The sequence below is a fragment of the Micromonospora peucetia genome (genome assembly GCF_900091625.1).
GTDB classification, from domain to species: domain Bacteria; phylum Actinomycetota; class Actinomycetes; order Mycobacteriales; family Micromonosporaceae; genus Micromonospora; species Micromonospora peucetia.
Genome location: NZ_FMIC01000002.1, coordinates 2,158,401 through 2,182,078, shown reverse-complemented (window position 1 = coordinate 2,182,078; position 23,678 = coordinate 2,158,401). Strand labels below are relative to the sequence as shown.

Annotated in this window: 27 protein-coding genes and 1 pseudogene; 18 read left to right on the top strand and 10 right to left on the bottom strand. The window is 73.5% G+C overall.

Annotated features, from left to right (window positions below):
• Positions 1-35 precede the first annotated feature (35 nt).
• The 5 genes and pseudogenes from GA0070608_RS10250 (at position 36) to GA0070608_RS10230 (ending at position 4,258) form a co-directional block, all read left to right on the top strand.
• Positions 36-371: a rhodanese-like domain-containing protein gene (locus GA0070608_RS10250; RefSeq protein WP_091625744.1), complete on the top strand. Its 336-nt coding sequence runs from the start codon at positions 36-38 to the stop codon at positions 369-371.
• A gap of 10 nt (positions 372-381) precedes the next feature.
• On the top strand, positions 382-1,173 hold the full coding sequence (locus tag GA0070608_RS10245; RefSeq protein ID WP_091625741.1) for a glycerophosphodiester phosphodiesterase: 792 nt from the start codon (positions 382-384) through the stop codon (positions 1,171-1,173).
• Positions 1,174-1,324: 151 nt separating this feature from the next.
• Positions 1,325-2,779: pseudogene (locus tag GA0070608_RS10240) on the top strand (sensor histidine kinase); the annotation flags it as partial.
• Positions 2,780-3,268, top strand: a complete 489-nt coding sequence (locus GA0070608_RS10235; RefSeq protein ID WP_091634798.1) for an ATP-binding protein — start codon at positions 2,780-2,782, stop codon at positions 3,266-3,268.
• A 105-nt stretch (positions 3,269-3,373) separates the two neighbouring features.
• The gene (locus GA0070608_RS10230; RefSeq protein WP_091625738.1) at positions 3,374-4,258 is read left to right on the top strand and encodes a DUF5926 family protein; all 885 of its coding nucleotides are present in this window, start codon (positions 3,374-3,376) and stop codon (positions 4,256-4,258) included.
• A gap of 152 nt (positions 4,259-4,410) precedes the next feature.
• Here GA0070608_RS10230 and GA0070608_RS10225 read toward each other — a convergent pair whose 3' ends face one another.
• A complete protein-coding gene (locus tag GA0070608_RS10225) occupies positions 4,411-5,640 on the bottom strand; it encodes an arginine deiminase (RefSeq protein WP_091625733.1) in 1,230 nt (409 codons plus the stop codon).
• A gap of 163 nt (positions 5,641-5,803) precedes the next feature.
• Here GA0070608_RS10225 and GA0070608_RS10220 point away from each other — a divergent pair, with 163 nt between their 5' ends.
• The 5 genes from GA0070608_RS10220 to pheA all read left to right on the top strand — a co-directional run bounded on the left by GA0070608_RS10220 (position 5,804) and on the right by pheA (position 9,359).
• Positions 5,804-6,544: a hypothetical protein gene (locus GA0070608_RS10220; RefSeq protein WP_091625730.1), complete on the top strand. Its 741-nt coding sequence runs from the start codon at positions 5,804-5,806 to the stop codon at positions 6,542-6,544.
• Between the two features lie 176 nt (positions 6,545-6,720).
• The gene (locus GA0070608_RS10215) at positions 6,721-7,179 is read left to right on the top strand and encodes a hypothetical protein (RefSeq protein ID WP_091625726.1); all 459 of its coding nucleotides are present in this window, start codon (positions 6,721-6,723) and stop codon (positions 7,177-7,179) included.
• Positions 7,180-7,254: 75 nt separating this feature from the next.
• Positions 7,255-7,644 (top strand): ACT domain-containing protein, encoded by a 390-nt coding sequence (locus tag GA0070608_RS10210; protein ID WP_091625723.1) that lies wholly within the window; start codon positions 7,255-7,257, stop codon positions 7,642-7,644.
• A gap of 65 nt (positions 7,645-7,709) precedes the next feature.
• On the top strand, positions 7,710-8,396 hold the full coding sequence (locus GA0070608_RS10205) for a hypothetical protein (RefSeq protein WP_411970788.1): 687 nt from the start codon (positions 7,710-7,712) through the stop codon (positions 8,394-8,396).
• A 9-nt stretch (positions 8,397-8,405) separates the two neighbouring features.
• A complete protein-coding gene (gene pheA, locus GA0070608_RS10200) occupies positions 8,406-9,359 on the top strand; it encodes a prephenate dehydratase (protein ID WP_091625720.1) in 954 nt (317 codons plus the stop codon).
• 221 nt (positions 9,360-9,580) lie between these two features.
• Here pheA and GA0070608_RS10195 read toward each other — a convergent pair whose 3' ends face one another.
• The 3 genes from GA0070608_RS10195 to GA0070608_RS10185 all read right to left on the bottom strand — a co-directional run bounded on the left by GA0070608_RS10195 (position 9,581) and on the right by GA0070608_RS10185 (position 11,345).
• The gene (locus GA0070608_RS10195) at positions 9,581-10,303 is read right to left on the bottom strand and encodes an AIM24 family protein (protein ID WP_091625717.1); all 723 of its coding nucleotides are present in this window, start codon (positions 10,301-10,303) and stop codon (positions 9,581-9,583) included.
• An 82-nt stretch (positions 10,304-10,385) separates the two neighbouring features.
• On the bottom strand, positions 10,386-10,730 hold the full coding sequence (locus tag GA0070608_RS10190; RefSeq protein WP_176733949.1) for a metallopeptidase family protein: 345 nt from the start codon (positions 10,728-10,730) through the stop codon (positions 10,386-10,388).
• 183 nt (positions 10,731-10,913) lie between these two features.
• The gene (locus tag GA0070608_RS10185; protein ID WP_091625713.1) at positions 10,914-11,345 is read right to left on the bottom strand and encodes an OsmC family protein; all 432 of its coding nucleotides are present in this window, start codon (positions 11,343-11,345) and stop codon (positions 10,914-10,916) included.
• Positions 11,346-11,458: 113 nt separating this feature from the next.
• On the opposite strand from GA0070608_RS10185, the gene GA0070608_RS10180 reads away from it, so the two are divergent.
• Positions 11,459-12,193 (top strand): hypothetical protein, encoded by a 735-nt coding sequence (locus GA0070608_RS10180; RefSeq protein ID WP_091625709.1) that lies wholly within the window; start codon positions 11,459-11,461, stop codon positions 12,191-12,193.
• 64 nt (positions 12,194-12,257) lie between these two features.
• On the opposite strand, the gene GA0070608_RS10175 is transcribed toward GA0070608_RS10180, so the two are convergent.
• Entirely contained in the window at positions 12,258-12,779 is a 522-nt protein-coding gene (locus tag GA0070608_RS10175; RefSeq protein ID WP_245715755.1) for a GNAT family N-acetyltransferase, read from the bottom strand.
• A gap of 194 nt (positions 12,780-12,973) precedes the next feature.
• Here GA0070608_RS10175 and GA0070608_RS10170 point away from each other — a divergent pair, with 194 nt between their 5' ends.
• Together GA0070608_RS10170 and GA0070608_RS10165 are read left to right on the top strand one after the other, a co-directional pair.
• Positions 12,974-13,795, top strand: a complete 822-nt coding sequence (locus GA0070608_RS10170; RefSeq protein WP_091625701.1) for an HAD family hydrolase — start codon at positions 12,974-12,976, stop codon at positions 13,793-13,795.
• Entirely contained in the window at positions 13,795-14,607 is an 813-nt protein-coding gene (locus tag GA0070608_RS10165) for an HAD family hydrolase (RefSeq protein ID WP_091625697.1), read from the top strand. Before GA0070608_RS10170 ends, GA0070608_RS10165 begins: the two co-directional genes overlap by 1 nt.
• A 33-nt stretch (positions 14,608-14,640) precedes the next feature.
• Here GA0070608_RS10165 and GA0070608_RS10160 read toward each other — a convergent pair whose 3' ends face one another.
• Complete coding sequence (locus GA0070608_RS10160) at positions 14,641-15,252, bottom strand: bacterial proteasome activator family protein (RefSeq protein WP_091625693.1); 612 nt, start codon at positions 15,250-15,252, stop codon at positions 14,641-14,643.
• An 82-nt stretch (positions 15,253-15,334) separates the two neighbouring features.
• Between GA0070608_RS10160 and GA0070608_RS10155 the strand changes: the two genes are divergently transcribed.
• Together GA0070608_RS10155 and GA0070608_RS10150 are read left to right on the top strand one after the other, a co-directional pair.
• On the top strand, positions 15,335-16,132 hold the full coding sequence (locus GA0070608_RS10155; protein WP_091625689.1) for an alpha/beta hydrolase family protein: 798 nt from the start codon (positions 15,335-15,337) through the stop codon (positions 16,130-16,132).
• Between the two features lie 79 nt (positions 16,133-16,211).
• Positions 16,212-17,408 carry an ABC transporter substrate-binding protein gene (locus GA0070608_RS10150; protein WP_091625685.1) on the top strand — a complete coding sequence of 399 codons (1,197 nt, stop codon included), beginning with the start codon at positions 16,212-16,214 and terminating at the stop codon, positions 17,406-17,408.
• A gap of 64 nt (positions 17,409-17,472) precedes the next feature.
• Here the strand turns inward: GA0070608_RS10150 and ddaH are convergent, their stop codons facing one another.
• A complete protein-coding gene (gene ddaH / locus GA0070608_RS10145; protein ID WP_342672615.1) occupies positions 17,473-18,306 on the bottom strand; it encodes a dimethylargininase in 834 nt (277 codons plus the stop codon).
• A gap of 59 nt (positions 18,307-18,365) precedes the next feature.
• Here ddaH and GA0070608_RS10140 point away from each other — a divergent pair, with 59 nt between their 5' ends.
• Both GA0070608_RS10140 and GA0070608_RS10135 read left to right on the top strand, forming a co-directional pair.
• Positions 18,366-18,824 (top strand): Lrp/AsnC family transcriptional regulator, encoded by a 459-nt coding sequence (locus GA0070608_RS10140; RefSeq protein ID WP_091625679.1) that lies wholly within the window; start codon positions 18,366-18,368, stop codon positions 18,822-18,824.
• Positions 18,825-18,942: 118 nt separating this feature from the next.
• Positions 18,943-20,838 (top strand): beta-propeller domain-containing protein, encoded by a 1,896-nt coding sequence (locus GA0070608_RS10135; RefSeq protein ID WP_091625674.1) that lies wholly within the window; start codon positions 18,943-18,945, stop codon positions 20,836-20,838.
• A gap of 85 nt (positions 20,839-20,923) precedes the next feature.
• Here the strand turns inward: GA0070608_RS10135 and GA0070608_RS10130 are convergent, their stop codons facing one another.
• The 3 genes from GA0070608_RS10130 to mobA form a co-directional block, all read right to left on the bottom strand.
• A complete protein-coding gene (locus GA0070608_RS10130; RefSeq protein ID WP_091625669.1) occupies positions 20,924-22,030 on the bottom strand; it encodes a T3SS (YopN, CesT) and YbjN peptide-binding chaperone 1 in 1,107 nt (368 codons plus the stop codon).
• Between the two features lie 80 nt (positions 22,031-22,110).
• Positions 22,111-22,377: a DUF6457 domain-containing protein gene (locus GA0070608_RS10125; protein ID WP_091634787.1), complete on the bottom strand. Its 267-nt coding sequence runs from the start codon at positions 22,375-22,377 to the stop codon at positions 22,111-22,113.
• Complete coding sequence (gene mobA, locus GA0070608_RS10120) at positions 22,374-23,051, bottom strand: molybdenum cofactor guanylyltransferase (RefSeq protein WP_091625666.1); 678 nt, start codon at positions 23,049-23,051, stop codon at positions 22,374-22,376. The genes GA0070608_RS10125 and mobA overlap by 4 nt, the downstream gene beginning before the upstream one ends.
• A gap of 328 nt (positions 23,052-23,379) precedes the next feature.
• Between mobA and GA0070608_RS10115 the strand changes: the two genes are divergently transcribed.
• Positions 23,380-23,634 (top strand): hypothetical protein, encoded by a 255-nt coding sequence (locus GA0070608_RS10115; protein ID WP_091625662.1) that lies wholly within the window; start codon positions 23,380-23,382, stop codon positions 23,632-23,634.
• Positions 23,635-23,678: the final 44 nt, after the last annotated feature.

Here is a 23,678-nt window from a genome sequence, read left to right as displayed (position 1 = left end):
CACCGGCCGCCCGGGCGAGCATCTAGGCTTGGTCCGTGTTCGGATCCCAGGTTCCCACCGTGACCGTGCCCGAGATCGCCGACGACGCGTACCTGCTCGACGTCCGAGAGGACGACGAGTGGAACGCCGGCCACGCCCCCGGCGCGCACCACCTGCCGATGATGGAACTGCCGGCCCGGATCGCCGAGGTGCCGGCCGACCGCGACGTCGCCGTCATCTGCCGCTCCGGCGGGCGCTCCGCACAGGTCGTCACCTATCTGATGCGCAACGGCTGGGACCAGGTGCGCAACGTCGAGGGCGGGATGGGCGAGTGGGCCGCCACCGGGCGACCGGTGGTCGGCGAGGACGGACAGCCCGGCCGGGTCCTCTAGGACGGATGCGATGGGCGACCCCCTGGTCTTCGCGCACCGAGGCTCCTCCCACGACCTGCCCGAACACACCCTCGCGGCCTACCTGCGGGCCCTCGACGAGGGCGCGGACGGGCTGGAGTGCGACGTCCGGCTGACCCGGGACGGGCACCTGGTCTGCGTGCACGACCGCCGGCTCGACCGGACCAGCAACGGCAACGGCCTGGTCAGCACGCGCACTCTCGCGGAGCTGGAAGCGCTGGACTTCGGCTCCTGGCACCCCGGCTGCGTACCCGCCGACGGGACCGAGGTCCTGGACGAGTCGCACACCCGGCTGCTCACCCTGGAGCGGCTGCTGGACGCGGTGCTGGCCGCCGGCCGGCCGGTGCGGCTGCTGGTGGAGACCAAGCACCCCTCCCGCCACGGCGGGAACGTCGAACGCCGGCTGGTCGCGCTGCTGCGCCGGTACGGCCTGGCCGAACCGGAACCGGACGATCCGGTACGGGTCACCGTCATGTCGTTCTCCCCGCTGGCCGTACGCCGGATCCGGGAGCTGGCCCCCGCGCTGCCCACGGTGCTGCTGCTGGACGTGCTGCCGCGCTGGCTGCCGCGGGGCCGGCTGCCGTTCGGCACCCCGATCGCCGGGCCCGGCGTCGCCCTGGTGCGGAACCGTCCGCAGCTGGTGACCGCGCTGCGGGCGGCGGGCAACCAGGTCTACGTGTGGACCGTCAACAAGCCGGCCGACCTGGACCTCGTCCTGGCCGCCGGGGTGGACGGCATCATCACCGACCGGCCGGCGCACGCGCTGGCCCGCCTGGGCCGGTGACCAGGGTCACGTCGACCGACGCCCGGAGGCCGGTCGCGGAGACGGCACCAGCCTGCGACCCGGACCCGGTCGCGGAGACGGCACCAGCCTGCGACCCGGACCCGGTCGGGCAGGGGTGTCCCGAAACCGGCCGGCGGGGCACACTCGGAGCATGCCGGAGCGCACCGACCTCTCCGCTCTCATCGCCGGCCACACCACGGTGATCGAAATGATCAACTCTGGCGACACCGGCCTTCCGGTGCTCACCCACCTGCTCCGGGTGGCCCGATCGGCGCTCGGCGCGGCGGGCACGGCATTCGTCGAGTTCACACCGACCGGCGGCCGGGTGATCGCCGCGACCGGCGCCGCCGAGTGGGCTGTCGGCCGCCCCGTGCCGGCCGACGACCCCACCACCGTCTGCCTGCTCTCCGGCGCCCGCGTGCGCCAGGTCAGAACGGACGGCCTCACCGGCCGGCTCGCCGGTGAGCTCGCCGAGCGGGGCCTGCTCCGGATGGTGGTCTCCCGCGCGGAGATCGGTGGGCTGACGGTCGGCAGCATGCATGCGCTCTATCCCGACTCCGACGACCCGCCGGACGTCGGGCAGCACGCCGTCGTGGCCTACGTGGCCTCCTGTATCGCCCACATGTACGGCGACCAGACCGGGCTGCCCGTGCACGGTGACGGCCCGGTGGTGGCGGCGCTGGCGGACGGCCTGGCCGTGGTCGACCGGGACGATCACGTCCGGCTCTGGAACCCGGCCGCCGCCCAGGTCACCGGCCGTTCGACGGCCCAGGCGCTCAACCGGCCGCTGCCCTTCCCGCTGCCCCCACCCGGGCAGGTGCACGACCACCGGTTGCCGGACGGCCGTTGGCTCAAGATCACATCCGGTGAGCTGCCCGGCCCGGGCGGCCTGCGGGTGGTCACCTTCCGGGACATCACCGACCAGCAGCGCCGTGACCACGACCGGGATCTCTTCGTCGCGGTGACCAGCCACGAACTGCGTACGCCGGTGACCGTGATCAAGGGCTACGCGGACACCCTCACCGACCACTGGGAGTCGCTGACCGAGACCGATCGGCGGCAGGCCGCCCGGGTGATCGGGCAGCGCGCCAACGAGCTGGCCCGGCTGGTGGACCGGCTGCTCTCCTCCGCCACCGAGGCGGGGCCGGGCGACGAGCCCCCCGCCCCGTACGACCTCGGCGACGCACTGCGTACGGCGGCGGCCGACCTCCCGGCGGAGCTGCGGCAGCGGCTCGTCCTCCGGATCCCCGCCGACCTGCCCAAGGCGCTCGGCCACCGGCTGAGCCTGGCCACCATACTCACCGAGCTGTGCACGAACGCCGGCAAGTACTCCGCGCCGGACTCACCCATCGAGATCACCGCCGAGGCGAACGGGTCGACGGTCTCCTTCCAGGTCGGCGACCGGGGCATCGGCATCCGGCCGGAGCACGTGGAGCGGGCCTTCGACCGGTTCTGGCAGGGCGAGTCGGGCGACCGTCGCCGCTATCCCGGCGCCGGACTCGGCCTCTATCTCGTCCGCCGGATCGTTGAACAGCAGAAAGGATGGGTATCCCTACGACCGAGGGCCGGTGGCGGTACGGTCGCAGAGGTGCGGCTGCCCCGCGGGATGACCGGCGACGGGCAATGGGGGCGTGAAGGGGCGAAGGTGTCGACGGGAGCTGCCGATCGGGCATGGTGTGTGGTGGTTCCCCACCACGCCGCTGGAGCACGGCTGGCGCGGCGACGGCTCGCCGACGAGCTGACCGACGTCGTACCCCCGCCGCTCCTGGCCGATCTCGTCGCGGTCCTGGCCGAACTGGTCGGCAACGCGGTCCGGCACGCCGACCCGCTGCCCGGCGGAGTGGTCCGGGTGGCCTGGCGGCTACGCGACTCGGCCGGCGGCCAGCAGGTGCAGCTCCGGGTGACCGACGGCGGCGCCGCCGCGGGCCCGGCGATCCGGGTCGCCGACACCGACGCCGTCGACGGCCGGGGGCTGCACATCATCTCGGGGCTGGCCGACCGGTGGGGCGTCGAGCGGGACGGCCTGGGCCAGAGCGTGTGGGCCGAGTTCGACCCGGCGGAGGTCACCCGGCCGGACCTGGCCGTCGCCGGCTGACCGCGCATCGCCCCGATGCCAACCCGCCCGGCTTCCCGGTCCGCCTCGACCGCGAGGGCGGGTCCTGCCCCCGCCGGGCGGCCGGGGCCTCTAGGCTGTGTCGCCGTGAGCAAGCGTCGAAAGAGCCAACGGGCCGCCGAAGCCACCCCCAAGCGGGAGAAGGTGCGGGACATCTTCGTGCCCCGACCGTTCGAGGGGCTGGCCGACGAACCGGAATGGATCGCCCTGCGGGAACTGGTGCCGGCCGCCTCCGCGCCGCTGCGGCTCGCCCCCGCCCTGGCCGAGGAGTTCGGCGACCGGCAGGTCACCCTCGCCACCGTGCTGCCGATGGCCACCCCGGCCATGACCAAGCCGGACGGGCGGGTCCTCATCGGGCTCCAGCGTCACCTCCAGTCGGGCGACGTCTCCCGGGACCTGGCCGAGGCGCTGCTCTGCGCGCTGCGGGCCGAGCCGGGCCGCCCGGTGCCCGTGCCGCCGCTGCCCGGCCCCGGCCCCCGGTTGCAGGACGTCCTGGCCGACGGCCCGCTGGAGATCAGCATGCACGACGGTTTCGAGTTCTGGCTCGACCCGGGGGCCGGCGACGACCCGAACGTGCAGGCGTCCCTGGAACGGGCGAACGCCGCGATCTACCCGACCGTACGGCTCGCCGCCGCCCGGGCCGCCTACTGGTGCCAGGTGCCGGAGAAGGCCCACGTGCGCTGGGTGCTGCCCGACGACGAGGACGCCGCGCTGGACGCGCTGGCCCGGCTGAGCGTGGCCGGCACGCTGGTCCTCGGCGAGAACACCCGGTTCGCGGGCATGTTCCGGGCGCACGGCCGGCTGGTGCCGGTGTGGGACCTGCCGGACGCCGTCCCGGCCGCCGACTGGGAGCAGCCGGTCGCCGACTTCGCCAAGCGGTACGCCGAGGCGCTCGCCGAGCCCGCCCCGCTGGACGCCGCCGGCCGGCGGGCCCGCCACGGCCTGCTCGGCCGCCAGCTCGCCCTGCGCTGAGCCGGACCCCCCACGCACCCTTTCACCCCTCGCCCGCCTCACGCGGACGCCTGCGCTGTCTCACGTGGCGCCTGCGATGCCTCGCGCAGCGCCTGCGATGCCTCATGTGGCGCCTGCGATGTTGGGAAGGGGCCCTTCCTATACCGATCGGGTCAGGAAGGGTCCCTTCCTTCCCCGCCCAGCGGCTGGCGGACGAGGGGGCAGGACATGCAGCGCGGTCCGCCCCGGCCCGAGCCCAACTCCGAGCCGGCGATCGGAATGACCTCGATGCCGGCCCGCTCCAGCTGCGCGTTGGTCTCCGTGTTGCGCTCGTAGCCCACGCAGAGCCGGGGCGCGAGGGCCAGCGTGTTGTTGCCGTCGTCCCACTGCTCGCGTTCGGCGGTGACCGGGTCCAGGCCGGTGTCGATCACCCGGAGCTGGTCGAGGTCCATCGCGTCGGCGGCGGCCCGCAGGAAGGGCGCCGGGCCGTCGACGCGCGGGCCCGCACCGTCCGCCCCGGCGATGACCGTGTACGCCGACAGCGTGTTTGCGATGTTCGGGTACATCAGCACGGCGTCGACGTCCACCATCGTGCAGACGGTGTCCAGGTGCATGGTCGCCCGTTCCTGGGCGATCGGGACGACGAGGATGGTGTGTGCGAGCCCGGCGGCGAAGACCTGCCGGGCGAGGCGTTCCGCGCCGGCCGGGGTGGTCCGCTCGCCCACCCCGACGGCCAGCACCCCGGGTGCGAGGAGCAGCACGTCGCCGCCCTCCAGGTGCTCCAGGCCGGGATGGTAGACGAACTCGGTGCCGGCGAAGCGTGGGTGGTGCCGGTAGATGGCGTCGGTCAGCGTGGTCTCCCGCCGCCGCGCCGGCATCGCCAGGCTGGTCACCCCGACCCGGTCCCCGACCCAGAACGAGGAGTCCCGGGTGAACAGCAGGTTGGGCAACGGGTCGATGACGAAGTCGTGCCGGTCCATCAGGGTGTAGACGAGGCCGCCCGGCCGCTCCCTGCTGACCCTCAGCTCCTCGTGGGCCAGCCCGGCGATGAGCACGTCGGCGAGCGCGACGGGGTCGAGGTACGCGAGGTGGTCGGCGACCCGGGCGCGCAGCGAGTCGCCGAGCCTGGGCGAGCGGAGCACCTCCTCGGTGAGCTCGGCCCGCGCCTCGTCGGCGGCGAGCGTCTCGGCGAGGAGGGTGGCGAGGTGCAGCACCTCGACCCCGCGCTCCCGTAGGGCGGCGGCGAAGGCGTCGTGCTCCTCCTGGGCGCGTCCGACCCAGGGGATGGCGTCGAAGAGGAGCGAGTCGTTGTTGCGGGGGGTGAGCCGAGCGAGCTCAGGGCCGGGGCGGTGCAGCAGCACCGTTCCGAGCCGACCGACTTCGCTGTCCACGTAGTGGGTCACCCTCGCAGCGTAGGGCAGGGTTTGGCGGCATCCGATAAAACAGGGGTGGATGAATATGGCATTCATCCGCACTCACTCCGGCGTTCCAACTTGCCGACACGGGGGACTGGCGACGTAGGGTAGTGAGGACATAACTTCGAGGGACCTTTTGCCGGAGGTCGCGATGACTGTCTTTCCCGCTCGTCGAGCCGTACCGTCCGCCCGGGCACTGCCGCCCGCAGCGGTGCCACACCCCCGCGTGGAGCCGCCGGGGGTGCTCACACCCGTCCGTCCGTCCCCGTTGGAGTGGGCCCGACGCCGCAGGGCCGAACGGGGCGCGCGGCGGCTGGAGGCGGCCGGTGCACGGGCGCTCGGCCGACTCGACCATCTCGGGCCCGCGTGGCACGTCGTCGAGTGGCCCCGCACGGACGCCTCCGACCTCCTGCTCGACCACGAACGGGACGACCGTGCGGGCTTCCTCGCCATCGGGCCGAGCGGGCTCTTCGCGGTCACCATCGCCGACCACGGCCGGGCCCGGGTGCTGGTGGCCGGCGACGTGGTCCAGATCAACGGCAAGCGGCCGCCCTATGTGGCCGAGGCCCGCCGTGACGCCAAGCGCGCCAGCAAGGCCCTCTCCGACGCGGTGGGGCTGCCGATCCCGGTGACGCCGGTGCTGACCTTCGTCGGCTCCGGCGTCATCAGCGTCTACGGCCTGCCGAAGGACTGCCTGATGGCCACCCACCGCGAGTTGGACCGCCTTCTCGTCGCCGGGGGCAGCCGGATCAGTCCGGCCACCGCCGAGAAACTCTCCCGGGTCGCTCAGCACCCGGAGACCTGGATGAACGGCGTGTACCGTCCGGCCGCCGACTACCGGTGGTACGAGGGCGGCCGAACGGCCACTGACAAGCCGGCCAACCGGCGGTAACGTCACCGGCGACGCCACGCACCCGGGCGCCGTTCGGCGCCCGTCGGTCGCGCCGTCGCCGGCCCGTCCGGTCAGGGCGCTCCCTCACCCGCCGGCGGTCCGGTGAGCCGCGCGGTCGGCGTCACCCACGACGACCGGCTAGCGTGGACGGACCGTAGGTGTACATAGGAGGCGCGGTGGCCCACGTCGAACTCTCGCTCTCTGACGTGTTCGTGCCGGTGGCGGGAACATCGACAGAGCAGGAGTCCGACAATCTCACCCGGTGGTCGTCGACCGTCTTCCACGCCGACGAGCCATGTTTGCTGATCGACGCCGTGACCAGGGTGGTCGCCGTCTCCGCCACCGGCTGCGACCTGCTCTGCCTCGGCGACCCGGAGGACCTGGTCGGATTGCCGCTGCTCGACGGCGGGCTGCGGCTGCTCGACTTCACCGCCAACCGCTGCGAGCTGACCGATCCCGAGATCGACAAGATCCCGCCGCTGCTGGCCCTCTCCTCCGGGCGTCTCGCCCGCGGGCTGCTCCGGGTCCAGGGTGCGTCGGCCGACTCGCCGGACTCGACCGTCGACGCGATCTCCACCCCGGTGTTCACCGGCACGACGGTCGTCGGCTCGCTTACGTTCTTCTCCCCGGTCTGACCAGCGGCGGGATGTGGCGTTCGCCGCACGCGGCGAAACTGGGGCGGGCCCGTACCGAGGCCGTAAGGTGCCCTCATGCTCGATATCGCTCTGCTGCCGGGGGAGTACGCCGTGTGCCGCCTGGCCGCCGACTCCGCCCTGCCGCCCGATTTGTCGGGTGGGCTGAGCGACGGCGACGTGGTCACGGTGAGTTGGACGGCCGACGGGATCTCGTTGATCTGCCCCGCCGACCGGGCTCCCGAGCAGGCCGTCGCCGAGACCGCCTGGCGGTGTCTGCGGGTCGTCGGGCCGCTCGACCTGGCGGTCAGCGGCACCCTCGCCGCGCTGGTGGACCCGCTCGCCGCGGCCCGGGTCAGCGTGGTCGCCTTCTCCACGTACGACACCGACTACCTGCTGGTTCCCGCCGTACGGCTCCGCGAGGCGACCGCCGCGCTGGAGCGCGCCGGCCATCGCGTCGTCGGCTGATCTTCACCTGGCCGCTGGTTGCTCCTAGGATTAGCTCGGCCTCCCGGCCGCAGTGACGCTTCCCGATGTACCGAGGATCGGCCGTGCCGCCCACCCCCTCGCGCCACGACGCCCCCGCCCGACCGCCCGGCCCCGCCGAGCCCGGAGTGGGTCGGTCGCGCGCCCGGACCGACCCGCCGCCGGGCCCGCACCGGCCGATCACCGGCCCGGCCCGGCCGGCCACACCGTCGTACGCCCGACGGCTCGCGGTCGTCGTGCTGCTGGGCGCGCTGCCCCTGGCCGGCTGCGGCACCCCACCGGAGCTGCGACGTCCCGCCCCGACCGCCGCCCCGACCCGCACCGCCGCCCCCGGCACGCCCAGCGCCGCACCGACGCCCCCGCCCGACACCGGCCTGCCCGACACCGGCCTGCCCACTCCCACGGTCGACCCCGGCCTGGTCGCGGTCCCCTGCCCGGACGGCCCCTCCGGGGCACGGATCGTCGACCTGGTGCGGGGCCGGGGCGGGGTGCTCCCGACCGGCGTCCGGGTCCGGGTGCGTACCGGGCCGCTCTGCGCCGGCGACTGGCACTACACGGTGCTCGACGTGACCGGGCACGAGACCCTCCAGGTGGTCACCGAGGGCCGGCCGGGAGCCCCTCGGCTGGTCACCGCCGGCACCGACGTCTGCACCGCCGAGGTTCGCGCCGCCGGACCGCCCGGCATCCGGACGCGCGTCTGCGACACCGGGGGCCTCGACGTACCGGTTGCGTAGGCTGTCGCCATGCCGGGAACACCGCCGACGCGCTTCGTCTTCCTCGGACCGGAGGGCACCTTCGCCGAGCAGGCGTTGAACAGCATCCCCGCCGCCGAGCGGGGCAGCCGCACGTCGGCCCGCAGCGTGCCCGAGGCGCTGGAGAGCGTACGGGCCGGGGAGGCGGACGCGGCCCTGGTACCGCTGGAAAACTCGATCGGCGGCGCGATCGGGGTGACCCTGGACGAACTCGCCGAGGGCGAGCCCCTGGTGATCACCCGCGAGGTGGTCCTGCCGGTCGAGTTCGTGCTGGCCGCGCGGCCCGGCACGACGCTCCCGCGGATACGCGGTGTCGCCGCCCACCCACAGGCGTCCAACCAGTGCCGGGGCTGGTTGCGCGCGCACCTGCCCGACGCGGTCGTGGTCGACGTGCTCTCCAACGGCGCGGCTGCCGCCGGAGCTGCCACCGGCGAGTACGACGCGGCGATCTGCGCCCCGATCGGTGCCGGCCGGCACCGGCTCGACGTGCTCGCCGACAAGATCGCCGACCACTCGGACGCGGTGACCCGCTTCGCGCTGGTGTCCCGCCCCGGGCCGCCCCCGCCGCCGACCGGCGACGACGTGACGTCGCTGGCGATCTATATCGCGCACGACCGGGTGGGCGCGCTGCTGTCGGTGCTGATGGAGTTGGCGGTGCGTGGGGTCAACATGAGCCGGATCGAGTCCCGCCCGACCGGGGAGACGCTCGGCCGGTACGTCTTCTTCCTCGACTGCGCCGGGCACGTGGCGGACGTACGGCTCGGCGAGGCGTTGCAGGGTCTACGCCGGGTCTGCGCCGACGTGCGTTTCCTGGGCTCGTACCCCCGGCACCGGCTTCCGGGGATGGGCGACCGCCCGATCCCGGCCCCGCCCGGGCTCTCGGACGCCGACTACGCCGACGCCGCCGCCTGGCTGGCCCGCCTCCGCACCGGCGACCTCACCTGACGGCACCGCCCGGAACGGCACCACCCTTCGGAACGACACCGCCCCCGGAACGACACCACCCTTCGGAGCGGCGCCACCTCGGAACGGCACGGCCCGAACCGGCATGCCCGAAACGACACCGCCCCGACCGGAGCCGGATCCGGCGGGCCGGGCGGCGCGGGGCGGGGCGGCGCGGACGATGCGGACGGTGCGGATAGTGCCGGTGGTGCGGGTAGCGCGGGTCAGCTGAGCAGGCCGCCGAGGAGGCCGCCCTGCTGCTCCTGGGTGCCGCTGCCCATGATGGGCGGCTCCTCGGACGGCTGGACGACGACGAAGCCCTGGCCGGCGAAGCTCATCGTGAACGACTCGCCGGTGCGGCGGCCGAGCAGCGTGCCGAGGCCGAGCTGCTCGGCGCGGTGGTAGCCGGTCTGGAGGCTGGCCGACCAGCAGACCGCCGCCTGCGGGTCGACATAGGTGGGGGCGTCGACGTTGAGCACCACCGGGGCGCCCTTGGTGGTGATGGCGATCCGGCCGTGACCGCTGAAGACGCAGTTGAACAGGCCGGACGACGACGCCATGCCGGCCCCGCCGACCATCCGGATGTCGTACTGGAGGGTGGAGTCGAAGGCCAGCACGCTGGAGCCGTTGATGGAGAGCGCGTCGCCCGGCTCCAGGTCGATGATGTGCACGTCCTTCGCGAAGTCGGCGAGGAAGACGTCACCCCGGCCGGAGACCTTCATCAGCGGTACGCCCTCGCCGGTCAGCTTCTGCTTCAGGAACTTGCCGAGCCCGCCGGAGCCGAGCGCCTGGAACTGCACCTGCCCCTGGTAGGCGACCATCGACCCGACCCGGGCCATCGCCTCGCCGTTGAGTTCGATCTTCAACATCTTGGAGTTCTGCAGCCGCATGCCGGGCTGCGCGGACTCCTTCTCAAGGTTCTCCGCCGAGAACAGCTCGCTGCGCATGGAAGTGCCTCCTGGGTTCGTGATGCCTCAACGCGACGGTATGCGAACGTGGCAACCGCCGGACACCGGCCGACCGGCCCGCTCAGCCCCAGCCCAGCTCGTGCAGGCGGGCGTCGTCGATGCCGAAGTGGTGGGCGATCTCGTGCACCACGGTCACCGCGACCTCGTCGACGACGTCCTCGTCGTTGTCGCAGATGCCCAGGATGGGGTTGCGATAGATCAGGATGCGGTCCGGCAACACGCCGGCGTAGTCCCAGCCTCGTTCGGTGAGGGCGTGTCCCTCGTAGAGGCCGAGCAGGTCCTCGCCGGGCGGCGGGTCGTCCTCCACCAGGATCACGACGTTGCTCATCAGGGCGAGGAGTTCCTCGGGCACCTCGTCGAGCGCGTCGCCGACCAGCTCCTCGAAGCGCTCGCGACTCATCTCCACCGGCACCCGGCCCATTCTGCCCGACGTCGCGGCCCGCCCGCGCCGGTCGGGGCCGGCGGACCACCCACGCCGGTCAGGGCCGGCGGACCACCCACGCCGGTCAGGGTGCGGACCGCCACGGGAAGCACGCTCCCCGTGGCGGTCGACGCCGACGCCGGGACGGTCAGCAGGCGGGGCAGGCCGTCAGGAAACGAGCCGGGCGGTCAGGCTGATCTGGGCGCCGGGGGCGAGCAGGCGGGAGATCGGGCAGTTCTCCTTGGCGGTCTCCGCGAGCTTGGTGAACTGCGCCTCGTCGATGCCGGGCACCTGGCCGACGGTCTCCAGCTCGATCCGGGTCACCGCCATTCCGGCGTCGGTCTTGTCGAGGTGGACCTTGGCGGTGGTCTCCACGGAGGTGGGCGGCGAGCCGGCCTCGGCGAGCGCCTTGGAGAACGCCATCGAGAAGCAGCCGGCGTGGGCCGCGCCGATCAACTCCTCGGGGTTGGTGCCCTCGCCCTCTTCGAAACGGGACTTGAAGGAGTAGTTCCCTTCCAGTCCGCCCTTACCGGTGCGGATGGTGCCGGCGCCCTCAGTGAGGTTGCCCTGCCACTGTGCGGAAGCGGTACGGATAGGCATGCACCCGACGCTAGCCCAACAGGCACAGGTCTGCGACCGTTCACGCTCCGCGTCGTCGGGTGCGTACTGTGTCATGATTCGAGCCAGGCCCGGCGAATGCGGAAGGGTGGCCGATGTCCCAGGAATCCCCCATTCCCCGACAGGAACACCGGTCCGACGGTGCGGCCGTCCTGGAGTGGGGCGGGACGGAGTCGGACGGGCCGGGCCGGATCGGGCGTACGCTCTCCGGCCTGGGCCGGGACCGCCGGCTCCCGGTGCTGCTCGCGGCACTCGGCGCGGTGGCCGCCCTCGCCTCGATGCTGGGCGAGTGGCAGGTGATGATCCTCCCCAACGCCGGCCCTCAGGGCAACACGCCGCTGCGGGTGCCGGGCGGGGTGTCCGACGTCGGTGGGTTCGGGGTCGGCTACCTGGCCGGGCTGTTCGCCCTGGTCTGTGCGGTGGTGCTCGCCCTGCGCGGCACCCTCTCGGTACGCCCGAACGCCCGGCTCGTCGGGCTGGCCCTGGCCGGGGCGCTGCTGGGGCTGCTGGTCGCGACCGCCGCCTCGCTCGACGAGGCCGGCCAGCGGGTCTTCTTCTACTCGACGGACGACGGGTTCCGGGTCGAGTACGGCCGGGGCCTGGTGATGGCCTTCCTGGCCTGCGTCCTCTTCGCAACGGCGCTGAAGCTGGCCCCGGCCAGGGCGGTCCCGGTCCCCGAGGAGACGGACGACGGGGACGAGGCGGAGCCGGTCGGCCAGCGCCGCCGCAGCCGCAGGGCCCGGGACGTGGTGGACGACGGGCTGCCCGCGCCGGCCGACCTCACGGTCGGGCCGGCCATCCCCTTCGCCCGCCCCGAACCCCGGGACTGACCCGGGCCCCCAGGTCGGTGACCGCCGCCCCGCTCGGGCACGGCTGCCGGGCCGCCCCGCACCCTCAGGGGGCCACCCAGCGGACCTCGCCGTCGATCCGCTCGTCGGTGGCCCGCAGGCCGAGTCGCTCGGCCACCCGGGCGGAGGCCCGGTGGTCGGGGTGCACGTGCGCGACCAGCGCCCCGATGCCGTGCTCCGCCAGCCAGCCGACCAGGCCGACGGCGGCCTCGCCGGCATAGCCGCGGCCCTGGTGCGGCACCAGGACGACCCAGGCCAACTCGGTGACCGGCCGGTCACCGTCGAGCCGCACCGTGGCCTGCACGGTGCCGACCGCGTCGCCGGTGTCCCGGTGCCGGACGACCCAGTTGAGCCAGCCCTCCCGGCCGTCCGGCGACCGCCCGGCCGTCTGCCGGCGGTAACGCTCCCGGAGTTGCTCGGGGGTGGCCGGGCCGCCCCCGATGTACTCGTGCAGGGCCGGGTCGTCCAGGAGGGGGGCGAGTTCCTCGGCGTGGTCGACACGGAGGGGCTCCAACAGCAGCCGCTCAGTGCTGATGATCTCCGCCACCGGCCAGGTCCGCTCTCCCACCTGCCCACCGTACGGCCCGTGGGCGAGGCCCTGGACGGGACACCGGCGGGTCGTCGTCAGTTGGCGAGGCATTCGCCGGAACGCCGTGGTCGGGGCCCGTCCCGCGAGGTACGTTTGCTGCCCGCCGTCCCCGAGGGCCGAGGCACCGAGGACCGAGACGGCTGGCTGCGACGGCGGCGGGCGAAGGAGGAACGATGACCCGCCCGGGCCTGCCCAAACTGATCGCCACGGATCTCGACGGGACGCTCGTCCGCAGCGACGAGACCGTCTCCGCGTACACCCACGGGGTGCTCGACCGGGTCCGGGCCGCCGGTATCCCGGTGGTCGGCGCGACCGGTCGCGGGCCCCGGCTGGCCGAGCTGACCCGCAACGACATCCGCGCCGCGGACTTCCTGGTGATGGCCGGCGGCGGCCGGGTGGTCGACCAGAGCGACCCGGCCGGGCCGGTGGTGCTGCGCGACGAGCGTCTCTCCGCCGAGGTGCTGGCCGCGCTGCTGGCCGACCTGGAGGCGGCCGTCGGGCCGCTGACCGTGATGGTCGAGGCGTCGGACGAGCACGACGCGCCGCTCTGGGGCGACTACCACCCGAGCTGGCCCTACCAGGACGCGTTCGAGACGCGCAGCCGCGCCGACTGCCTCTCCTGCGATGTGATCAAGGCGTTCGTCCGGACGGCCGACCACCACGTCGACGAGTTGCTCGCGGTCGCCCGGCAGGTCGTCCCGCCGGAGGTCGCCACGCTCACCCAGGCCGGGCTGGGCTTCGTCGAGATCTGTCCGCCGGGGGTGGACAAGTCCACCGGGCTGACCGTGGTGGCGCAGCGCCTCGGCGTCGACCCGGCCGAGGTGCTGGTCTTCGGCGACATGCCCAACGACCTGCCGATGTTCGAGTGGGCCGGCTGGGCCCGGGTCGCGGTCTCCAACGCCCACCCGACGGTCCGCTCCCTCGCTGACGAGGTGACCCTGCGCAACGACGACGACGGGGTGGCGGTGTACCTCGATCGGCTACTGTCCCGCTGATGGGAGAGGAACCACGGCTGATCGCCACCGACATCGACGGCACCCTGCTCCGGGACGACCGCACGCTCAGCCCGCACACGGCCGAGGTGCTGGCCCGGCTGTCCGCGCGGGGCACGCCGGTCGTGCTGGTCACCGGCCGTCCCGTCCGCTGGCTGAAGATGGTGTACGAGGAACTCGCCGAGCCGCTGCCGGCGATCTGCGCCAACGGCGCGGTGGTCTACGACCCGGTCGCCGACGAGGTGCTGCGGGCGGACCCGCTCGCGCCGCAACTGCTCGCCGAGGTGGCCCGGCGGCTGCGCGCCGAGGTGCCCGAGGTCAGCTTCGCGGTGGAGATCGTCGACAGTCGGCAGATGCGGCACGAGACGCACTACCCACTGCGCTGGGACGCCGACCACGACGCGATCCGGGCGGTCGAGACCCCCGAGGAGCTGCTGGCCGCACCGGCGGTGAAGCTGCTGGCCCGGTCGGCCGAACACGATCCGGACGCGTTCGTCGCGCTGGTCGCCGCGGTCCTGGAGGGACTGGCGGAGGCGACCCACTCGTCGTACTCGGGGCTGGTGGAGATCTCCGCCGCCGGCGTGACCAAGGCGGCCGGGCTGGCGTGGTACTGCGCACGGCTCGGCATCGACTCCCGGGACGTGCTCGCCTTCGGCGACATGCCCAACGACGTGCCGATGCTGACCTGGGCCGGGCGCGGGGTGGCGGTGGCGAACGCGCACCACGCCGTCCTGGCGATCGCCGACGAGGTCACGGCGGCGAACTCGGCGGACGGCGTGGCGACGTACCTGGAGAAGATCTTCGGGATGGGGTGAGCGGCCGGCCGGCGTCCCCGGCCGGCCGCGCGGTCAGAGGTACTGGCCGGTGCTGTGCCCCTCGCCGCCCGGCGGCTGGCCCATCCCCGGCATGCCCGGCAGCATGCCGCCGGGACCACCGGGTCCGCTGGGCAGCGCCTGCCGGCCGGAGCGCATCTGCTCCAGCTGCACCCGGGCGGCCATCTGCTGGGCGACCAGAGCCGCCTGGATGCCGTGGAACAGGCCCTCCAGCCAGCCGACGAGCTGGGCGTGCGCGATGCGCAGCTCGCCCTCGCTGGGTGCCTTCTCCTCGGTGAAGGGCAGCGAGATCCGTTCCAGTTCCTCGCGCAGCTCGGGGGCGAGCCCGTCCTTCAGCTCGACGATCGACCGCTCGTGGATCTCCCGCATCCGGTGCCGGCTGGCGTCGTCGAGCGGGGCCGCCTTGACCTCCTCCAGCAGCTGTTTGATCATGCTGCCGATCCGCATCACCTTGGCCGGTTGCTCGACCAGTCGGGTCGGGTCCTCGGCGTGGGCCTCGTCGGTCTGCACGGTGCCGACGGGCCGCCCGTCCGGGCCGACCACCACCACCGTTCCGGAGTGACCGGTGCCTTCCTGGCCCGGCTCGTCGTTCTGTCCAGTGGAGTGTGCTTCGGTCATGGGACCCATCTTTACCCAGCCGCGAGCGCCAGTGCGCCCGGGGACCGATCCCCGGCGTCGGATCGGACGTGATCCGCGCTACGGTCGCGCCATGCCCGCCGACCCCCGCGACGTCCTCACCCGCCCCGCCGCGGTCCCGGACGTCACCGTCTCCTACGGCGACCACCCGGACCAGGTCGCCGACCTGCGCGCCCCCGCCGGGTCGGGCCCGGCCCGGCGGCTGGTCGTGGTGGTGCACGGCGGCTTCTGGCGGGCCGAGTACGACCGGCGGCACACCGACCCGCTGGCCGTCGCGCTGGCCGCGCAGGGCCACCCGGTGGCCCAGGTGGAATACCGCCGGACGGGGCAGCCGGGTGGCGGCTGGCCGGGGACGCTGACCGACGTGCTGGCCGGCGTGACGGAGCTGCCCCGACTCGCGGCCGGGGCGCTGCCCGGGCGGGTCGCCGCCGGGCCGCCGCTCCTGGTGGGCCACTCGGCGGGAGGGCACCTGGCGTTGTACGCGGCGGCGACCGCCCCGGCCGCCGTCGGCGGTGTGCTGGCGCTCGCGCCGGTGTCGGACCTCGCGCAGGCGTACCGGCTGGATCTGGACGAGGGGGCGGTGGCCGCCCTGCTGGGCGGTGGCCCGGCGGACCACCCCGAGCGGTACGCCGCCGCCGATCCACGGTCATTGGTGCCGATATCAACACGGACCGTAGTCATTCATGGCGCACTTGACCAACAGGTGCCGATCGACATGAGCCGGAAGTTCGTCGCCGCCGGTCGCGCGACGGGAGGCGACATCCGCCTTGTTGAGCTGCCGAAATGCGAGCATTACGGGCTCATTGATCCGGAGTCCGCGGCGTGGCCAGAGATCACGGCTGCTTTCCGATCCCTCCAGGATGATCGTTAGGCATTGACGCAGCGTCGCTGACCGGGTAGAACGCCGAGGGGGCGCGATCCGCCCTGCAACGTTCCCCGGAAGGAACTCGGTGTCGCAGATGAACCGCAGGCGGGCTCTCCAACTGCTGGCCGCTGTCGGTACGGCCGGACTGGTCGCCGGTTGCGGCACCGACGACGCCGACGGCGAATCGGCCAGCCCGGGAAGCCCGATCAAGATCGGCCTCGTCGCACCGACCAGCGGCGGCCTCAAGGCGATCGGCGACGAGATCACCCACGGCTTCCAGCTCTTCCTCGACCTCAACGAGAAGATGCTGGGCGGGCACCCGACCACCCTGCTCACCGCTGACGAGGGCGAGAGCGTCAAGACCGGCAAGGCCGCCGTCGAGGGGTTGCTGAAGCAGGGCGTGCTCGCCCTCACCGGCGTGGTCGACGCGAACGTCATGTCCGGCATCAGGGACACCGTCGAGCAGGCCCGGGTGCCCCTGATCGGCTCCAACGCCTCGCCGTCCAGCCTCCAGAGCGTCGTCTACATCTGGCGGACGTCGTACGTGCTGGACGAGGCGGGCCGGGCGTTGGGCCGCTACCTGCGCGAACAGTTGGAGCCGTCGGCACGGCTGGCGATCATCGCGCCGGACAGCGTCGGCAGCCAGGACGTGGTGCGGGGCTTCCGGCAGGAGTTCGGCGTGTCCGACCCGCGGATCAAGGACGCGATGGTCTCGACGGGCGCCTTCACCAACCCGTCGAAGTCCGCGTACCGGGCCGACATCCGCAGGGCGCTGGGCCGCAACCCGTCGGCGGTGTTCTGCTTCTACTCCGGGCCGGCGGCGGTCGAGTTCATCAAGCAGCTGCGCATCGAGGGGTTCACCGGCAAGGTCTACGCCCCCGGCTTCCTCACCGAGGGTGCCGTGCTGGGCAGCGTCAAGGCCGAGGACGCGCTGGGCATCCAGACCGCGCTCAACTACTCGGCCGACCTGAACAGCACGGCCAACCGCCGGTTCGCCTCGGCGTACCGCAAGAAGCACGGCACCTCGCCCACCACCTACGCGATGGCCTCGTACGACGCCGCGCAGGTGCTCGACCAGGCGATCCGGATCGCCGGCGGGTCGCCCAACTCGCAGCAGGTCAACCTGGCCCTCGGCAAGATCGGCCAGATCGACAGCCCGCGCGGGGTGTGGCAGTTCAACCAGCCGCGCACGCCGCAGCAGAAGTGGTACCTGCGTGAGGTCCAGCTCGACGGTCAGGTGCTGTCGAACGTCCTGGTGACCGAGCTGGCCACGCTCGGCTGAGCACCGGCACCACCCGGAAGGGGTCGGCCTCCCTCGCCGGGAAGCCGACCCCTTCGTCGTACGCTCAGGGGCGCAGCTCGGCGATGCAGCACTTCACGCTGCCGCCGCCCTTCTTCAGCTCGGCCAGCTCGACCGGGACCGGGTGGTAGCCGGCCGCCTTCAGCTTCCCGGCCAGCCGGGTCGCCTCACTGTTCAACACCACGTTGAGCCCGTCGCTGACCAGGTTGAGGCCGAAGGCCAGGGCGTCCTCGGCGTCGGCGACCACCGCGTCGGGGAAGAGCTGGGCGAGCACCCGCTGGCTGGCCGTGGAGAAGGCGCCCGGGTAGTAGACGATGTTCCGGTCGTCGATCGAGGCGAGCGCGACGTCCAGGTGGTAGAAGCGCGGGTCGACCAGACGCAGCGACACCACGGGTCGACCGAGCGCCTCCTGGGCCTCGGCGTGCGCCGGCAACTCGGTGCGGAAGCCGTGCCCGGCGAGGATCAGCCCGCCGTACGTCTCCGGCAGGTATGCGAAGTCACCCTCGCCCTCGTTGGTCTCGATCGGCGCGATGAACCGCCAGCCCCGCGACTCGTAGAACGCCCGGTGCGCGGCGGCCTCGGCGGCCCGCTGCTCGTGCTTGAACTGCGCGCCGTACACCGTGCCGTCGACCACGAACGCCCCGTTGGCCGCGTAGACCATGTCGGGCAGGCCCCGCTCGGGGCTCAGCAGGTGCACCTCGTGACCGAGGCCGACCAGGGCCTCCCGCAGCCGGTCCCACTGCTTGACGGCAAGCTCCGAGTCGACCGGCGTGGTCACGTCCATCCACGGATTGATCGCGTACTCGACCGCGAAATGCTCGGGCGAGCACATGAGATATGCCCGCTTTCGCGGGACTCGCTGCTGGTTCACGGTGACCAAGGGTAGGTACCGTAGAACTTTGGTAACAGCCACAACCATTGCTTCCCAGAGGCGGAACGTTGCAGATAGATGCCGTGGACCAGCGGATCATTGCGTTGCTCGTCGCGGACGCCCGTGCCTCGTACGCCGACATCGGACAGCGGGTGTCGCTTTCCGCTCCGGCGGTCAAACGACGGGTGGACCGGCTGCGGGCGACCGGCGTGATCCGGGGCTTCACCGCCGTCGTCGACCCGGCCGCCGTCGGCTGGACCACCGAGGCGTTCGTCGAGCTGTTCTGCGCCGGGCGGACCACCCCGGCCCAGATCGGGGTGGCCACCCGCCGGCACCCCGAGGTGGTCGGCGCGTACACCGTCTCGGGCGAGGCCGACGCGCTCGTACATCTGCGGGCCGCCGACATCGGGCACCTGGAGGCGGCGCTGGAGCGGCTGCGGGCCGAGCCGTTCGTGACCTCGACCCGGAGCACCATCGTGCTCTCCCGCCTCGTGGATTCCCCCGGCGTCGGACCCGCCCCCCGCTGACCAGCGGCGGGCTGCCGGGCCGGCGGACGGCAGGGCCCGAACGACGACGCGGCGCAAACGGCGCGGCCGGTCGGAGGGGGGTTGGAACCGCGCGCCGGCCCGGCGCGTCGAACCGGCCATGACACGGGGAGCCCACATCTTCGCGATCGGCGCGCTGGCCGCGCTCACCCTGCTCGGTGGCAGCACGTTCCCGACCGCGTCGCCCGAGTCGTCCACGCCGGGGCAGCCGATGACGCCGGGGCAGCCGACGGCCGCGCCCCTGCTGGTCTCCTACGACTCCTGCGCCGAGGCGCTGGCCGGGCTCCGCGCCGCCACCGGCGCGTCCGTCGGCCCGTGGGGCTTCGACAACGGCTGGCGAACCGGGGTCCCCCTCGGCGGCGTGCCCCAGGCAGCCGCCGGCGCGCGGATGGCCCCGGAGTCCGCCCCGGAGCACTCCACGACGAACGTGCACGAGGCCGGCGCGGACGAACCTGACCTGGTCAAGACCGACGGGCGACGCATCGTGACCGTCACCCGGGGGGTGCTGCGGGTGGTGGATCCGGCCGCCCGGCGGGAGACCGGCCGTGTCGACCTCACCCGGATGCTGCCGAAGCCGAGGTGGGGGCAGCAGGCGACCCTGCTGCTGCACGGCGACCGGGCGCTGGTGCTGTCCTACACGATGGGCGCGGAAATGCAGCCGGCGACCCGGGAGGCGCGGCCGTCCGGAGCGCCGAGCCTGATCCTGGTCGACCTCGCGGGTACGCCGCGGGTGCTCGGCACCTACGGGATGGACGGGGTGCTCGTGGACGCCCGACAGACCGGGTCCACCGCACGGATCGTGGTCCGCACCCGTCCCGAACTGGCCTTTTCGCAGGACCAGCGAGAGGGCACCGACGAGACGCGTACGGCCGCCAACCGGGCCGTGGTCGCGCGGGCGGGGGTGGAGGCGTGGCTGCCGGAGTACGAGTGGACGGCCGGGGCGGAACGGCACGTCGGCCGGGTCGGCTGCGACCGGCTGAGCCAGCCGCCGGTCTGGTCCGGGACGTCGATGCTGACCGTGTTGAGCTTCGACCTCACCGGCGACCGGCTCGGTGACGGCGACCCGGTCAGCGTCGCCGCCGACGCCAGCATCGTCTACGGCACCGGGACCGGTCTCTGGCTCGCCGGAGACCGGAGGGTGGTGGCTCGGCCCGACTCGCCGCGAGGGCGCTGGCGGCCGGGCCCGCAGGTCACCGAGATCCACCAGTTCGACACCGGCTCGCCCGGGCGTCCGCGCTACGTGGCCGCCGGCACGGTGCCCGGGACGCTCATCAACCAGTACGCCCTCTCCCAGTGGCAGGGGCACCTGCGGGTCGCCACCACCACCGGCGACACCTGGGGTGCCGGCCCGACGTCGGAGTCCGCCGTGTACGTGCTGCGCCCCGACGGGAACACGCTGGTCCGGACGGGCGCGGTCACCGGCCTCGGCCCCGGCGAACGGATCTTCTCCGTACGCTTCCTCGGCGGCACCGGGTACGTGGTCACGTTCCGGCAGACCGACCCGCTCTACGCGATCGACCTGACCGACCCGGCCGCGCCCCGGGTCACCGGCGAGCTGAAGATCACCGGCTACTCGGCGTACCTGCACCCGCTGCCGGACGGCCGGCTGCTCGGGGTGGGCCAGGAGGCCGACCGGCGGGGCCGGACGCAGGGGCTCCAGGTCTCCCTGTTCGACGTACGGGACCCGGCCCGCCCGACCCGACTCGACCAGTGGCACGTGCCGAAGGCGTACTCCGCGTTGGAGCACGACACACACGCGTTCCTGCACCACCCTCAGACCGGCCTGGTCGCCCTGCCGGTCGGGGACGACGTACGCCTGCTGCGGGTGTCCGGGGCCGCCATCGGCGAGGTCGGCACGGTGTCCCACACCGGCCGGGCGGCCCCGGTCCTCAGGTCGTTGCTGGTCGGGGACGTGCTCTGGACCATCTCCGACGCCGGCCTGCGGGCCACCGACCCGGCCACCGCGCGGAGCCTCGACTGGCTCCCTGTGACCTGATCCTCCCTCCCCGGCGGGTGGGGCCCGGTTTCTCGGGGTTTCCGGGCTCCACCCGCCACCGCCCGTCGGGAGCGGGGGTGGTGGATCAGAGGTACATGCCGGTGCGGTGTTCGTCCTGGTCCCGGTTGACGGGCTTGTCCCCCTCGCCGAAGAACCGCCTCCCGCCGAATTCGCCGTGCAGGCGGTCGTCCAGCTCGTCGGCCAGCCCGGTCATCACCTGGACGGCGAGCATGAGGTGGGTGGGCTGGAAGTTGCGGCCGAAGACGGGAATGGACGCCCACACGGTGTCGTCGGCGCAGTAGAGCCGGCCGATCGGCATCCGGTTGGTCAGCTCGGAGAGCTTCACGTAGAGCCGTTCGGTCGGCTCGACCTCGGTCAGCACGGGTGAGAAGACGTCCACCAGCGGTGGGTTGTCGCGGACCCGGACGAAGACCATCGCCGAGCCGGCGCGGATGTTGATGTCGCCGTCGGAGTCGACCTGCAACAGGTCCGAGTCCGACTTGAGCATGGTCGAGACGACCGTGCGGACCTGCTCGGCGAGCGCGGCCACGTCGTGCTCGGGCGCCTGGGCGGCGGCAGCCGCCGCCAGCGCCTCGTCCAGGTCGGCCTCGACGTCGCGGTCGGGACCGAACTCGCTGCGCGCGGTGCCCAGCGCCTCCACCGGCAGCGGCTCGCCCTCGGCGTCGTGGATGAGGTAGACGAGGAAGGCCGGGTGCGGGGCGCCGTAGACGTCGCGCAGCGTCCGGGTGAGCAGGGCCGCCAGCCTGGTCGCCTCGGCGGTGTCGCCGTCCAGCCCGAACTGCTCGCCGGAGCCCTCCACCACACCGGGTGGCGACCAGCCGAGGGCGACCATGTCCGCCACGGCGGCCCGGTCCAGCCGGTAGCCCTGTGGCAGCGTGGCGTTGCCGACCGCGCGGGCGGCCAGCCGGCCTCCCTCGCCGACGTCGACACTGATCGAGTAGACCGCGTCGCCGGTGCCGGAGGCGGTGGGGTCGAGGGTCAGCTCGACGTGCGTGCCCGCCGGCAGCGCCGTCAACCGCTCGGCCAACGCCCGCGCGAACTCCCGCCAGGCCTGGGTGACCTTGGCCCGCAGGTCGGCCGTACTGGGCTCGTCGAGCAGGATGTGCTCGTGGTGCGCCGGCAGGGTGCCGGGCGAGTCGTCGCTCGGCGCCGAGGGGTGGTCTGCCGTCATGATCGCCTCCGTCCGTCACGGTCACCCTACCCACGCAACCGGGGAGGCGAATCAGCCCGACCGTGATCGGACAGCGGAGGTCAGGCGGGTGTTCCGCCCGGCCGTTCGGCGCCGAGTTCGACCGGCCAGGCGGCGGCCAGCGCGCCGAGCCGGGCCGCCGCGCCGGCCGGGTCCGCGCCCCGTCCGACCGCCAGCCCGAGAAGGTACGCCGTGACGGGGGCGCCCGGCCGCAGTACCTGGTGCGCCACGTCCCTGGCCAGGTCGAGCACGGCCGGCACCGGCACCTGGGCGGGGTCCAGGTCGAGTTCGGCGCAGGCCGCCGTCACCCAGTCGTCCAACACCGTCATCGCGTCCACTCCTCTGCCCGGCGTACGTCCTCGTCAGTGTCGCAGTCGAACCAGGGCGGCGGCCCGGCACCGGACCACGGCACCTCGCACACCCGCAGCCCGGCGAGCAGGGCCCGGATCGGCATCCCGGCGAACGGAGCGGTGGGGTGCGAGTGTGATCCGCTCCCGTCGGCTGGGCGGGACGCCCGGCTCGGCGGTACCGGCTCGGCAGGGCCGCCACGATCGGCGGCGAGGCGGTCCAGGGCGGCCCGCAGCGGGGCGACCCGCCACACCCCGCAGAGCGTCTGCCGCCGCCCGTCGTCGTCGACGTAGCAGGCGCCGTCGTGATCCGCGTCGAGCCGGTCGAGCAGCCCGCCGACGGCCACCCGGGTGAGCAGGGGCAGGTCTGCGGCCAGCAGGGCGACCACCGGCGTATTGGCATCGACCAGGGCCAGCCCGGCTGCGGCGGCGGCGACCGGACCGCCGCCGGGCGGATCCTCCCGGGTCACCCGCACTCCGGCGGGCACCGGACCGGGCGGGCCGACCAGGATGCGCGGGTCGGCGTCGGCGACCGCGGTCAGCACCCGGTCCCGCATCGGCAGGCCGCCGACCGTCCGGGCGGGCTTGTCCACGCCCCCCATCCGGCGCGCGGACCCGCCCGCCAGAACCAACGCCGCGTATGCGTATGCGTACATCAGGTCACGATAGTCGTGCGACGCCCCGGGCACAGGGTGCGAGACAGCGGCGCTGGCGGGGCGGCGGCGCTGACGGCGCTGGCGGGGCGGCGGCGCTGGCCGGTGAAGCGGCCTACACAGAAATGCGACGTGACCGTGGACGGTCGGCCGACCAGCATCGACCCTGCACCGCGTTTCCGATCCTTCCCCCGCCGGGTGGCGGGCTCGACGGGTGCCTTCCGTGGTCGGTACCCGTGTCATACGCGCCCTGATCCTGAGCAAAACAAGATCATTTCTAGCTGACACCCCTCAGGCCACGACGGGGCTGGGGTGCGAAGAAGGACAAACGATGACGAAGATCATGCGCCGCCCTCGCGTCCGCGCCCTGATCACTGCCACTGTGGTGGCCGGCGGTCTGGTGCTTGCCACGGGCCAGCCCGCCTACGCGGGCTCCTACCGGAGCCCGTTCTACTCGACGCAGGCGGCCTGCAACGCGGCCCGGCCGGCGCACGTCTCCTCATGGACGTCGCCGGGGCCGTGCCACGCGGTGACCAACACGCAGGGGCGGGTCAGCTGGTACTTCACCGTGCAGACCCGGTACTGAGATCTGCCAGCAACCCCGGCCACCGGCGTGGCGGTGCTCTCCGA

Coding starts and splice junctions, on each gene's coding strand:
- GA0070608_RS10235 (WP_091634798.1), top strand. CDS start 2,780: ATGACCGGCGACGGGCAATGGGGGCGTGAAGGGGCGAAGGTGTCGACG.
- GA0070608_RS10125 (WP_091634787.1), bottom strand. CDS start 22,377: ATGACGGTGTTGGACGACTGGGTGACGGCGGCCTGCGCCGAACTCGAC.
- GA0070608_RS10245 (WP_091625741.1), top strand. CDS start 382: ATGGGCGACCCCCTGGTCTTCGCGCACCGAGGCTCCTCCCACGACCTG.
- GA0070608_RS10185 (WP_091625713.1), bottom strand. CDS start 11,345: ATGCCTATCCGTACCGCTTCCGCACAGTGGCAGGGCAACCTCACTGAG.
- GA0070608_RS10195 (WP_091625717.1), bottom strand. CDS start 10,303: ATGCGCAGCGAGCTGTTCTCGGCGGAGAACCTTGAGAAGGAGTCCGCG.
- GA0070608_RS10155 (WP_091625689.1), top strand. CDS start 15,335: ATGCCCGCCGACCCCCGCGACGTCCTCACCCGCCCCGCCGCGGTCCCG.
- GA0070608_RS10130 (WP_091625669.1), bottom strand. CDS start 22,030: ATGACGGCAGACCACCCCTCGGCGCCGAGCGACGACTCGCCCGGCACC.
- mobA (WP_091625666.1), bottom strand. CDS start 23,051: ATGTACGCATACGCATACGCGGCGTTGGTTCTGGCGGGCGGGTCCGCG.
- pheA (WP_091625720.1), top strand. CDS start 8,406: ATGCCGGGAACACCGCCGACGCGCTTCGTCTTCCTCGGACCGGAGGGC.
- GA0070608_RS10135 (WP_091625674.1), top strand. CDS start 18,943: ATGACACGGGGAGCCCACATCTTCGCGATCGGCGCGCTGGCCGCGCTC.
- GA0070608_RS10160 (WP_091625693.1), bottom strand. CDS start 15,252: ATGGGTCCCATGACCGAAGCACACTCCACTGGACAGAACGACGAGCCG.
- GA0070608_RS10210 (WP_091625723.1), top strand. CDS start 7,255: ATGCTCGATATCGCTCTGCTGCCGGGGGAGTACGCCGTGTGCCGCCTG.
- GA0070608_RS10205 (WP_411970788.1), top strand. CDS start 7,710: ATGTACCGAGGATCGGCCGTGCCGCCCACCCCCTCGCGCCACGACGCC.
- GA0070608_RS10165 (WP_091625697.1), top strand. CDS start 13,795: ATGGGAGAGGAACCACGGCTGATCGCCACCGACATCGACGGCACCCTG.
- GA0070608_RS10115 (WP_091625662.1), top strand. CDS start 23,380: ATGACGAAGATCATGCGCCGCCCTCGCGTCCGCGCCCTGATCACTGCC.
- GA0070608_RS10220 (WP_091625730.1), top strand. CDS start 5,804: ATGACTGTCTTTCCCGCTCGTCGAGCCGTACCGTCCGCCCGGGCACTG.
- GA0070608_RS10170 (WP_091625701.1), top strand. CDS start 12,974: ATGACCCGCCCGGGCCTGCCCAAACTGATCGCCACGGATCTCGACGGG.
- GA0070608_RS10180 (WP_091625709.1), top strand. CDS start 11,459: ATGTCCCAGGAATCCCCCATTCCCCGACAGGAACACCGGTCCGACGGT.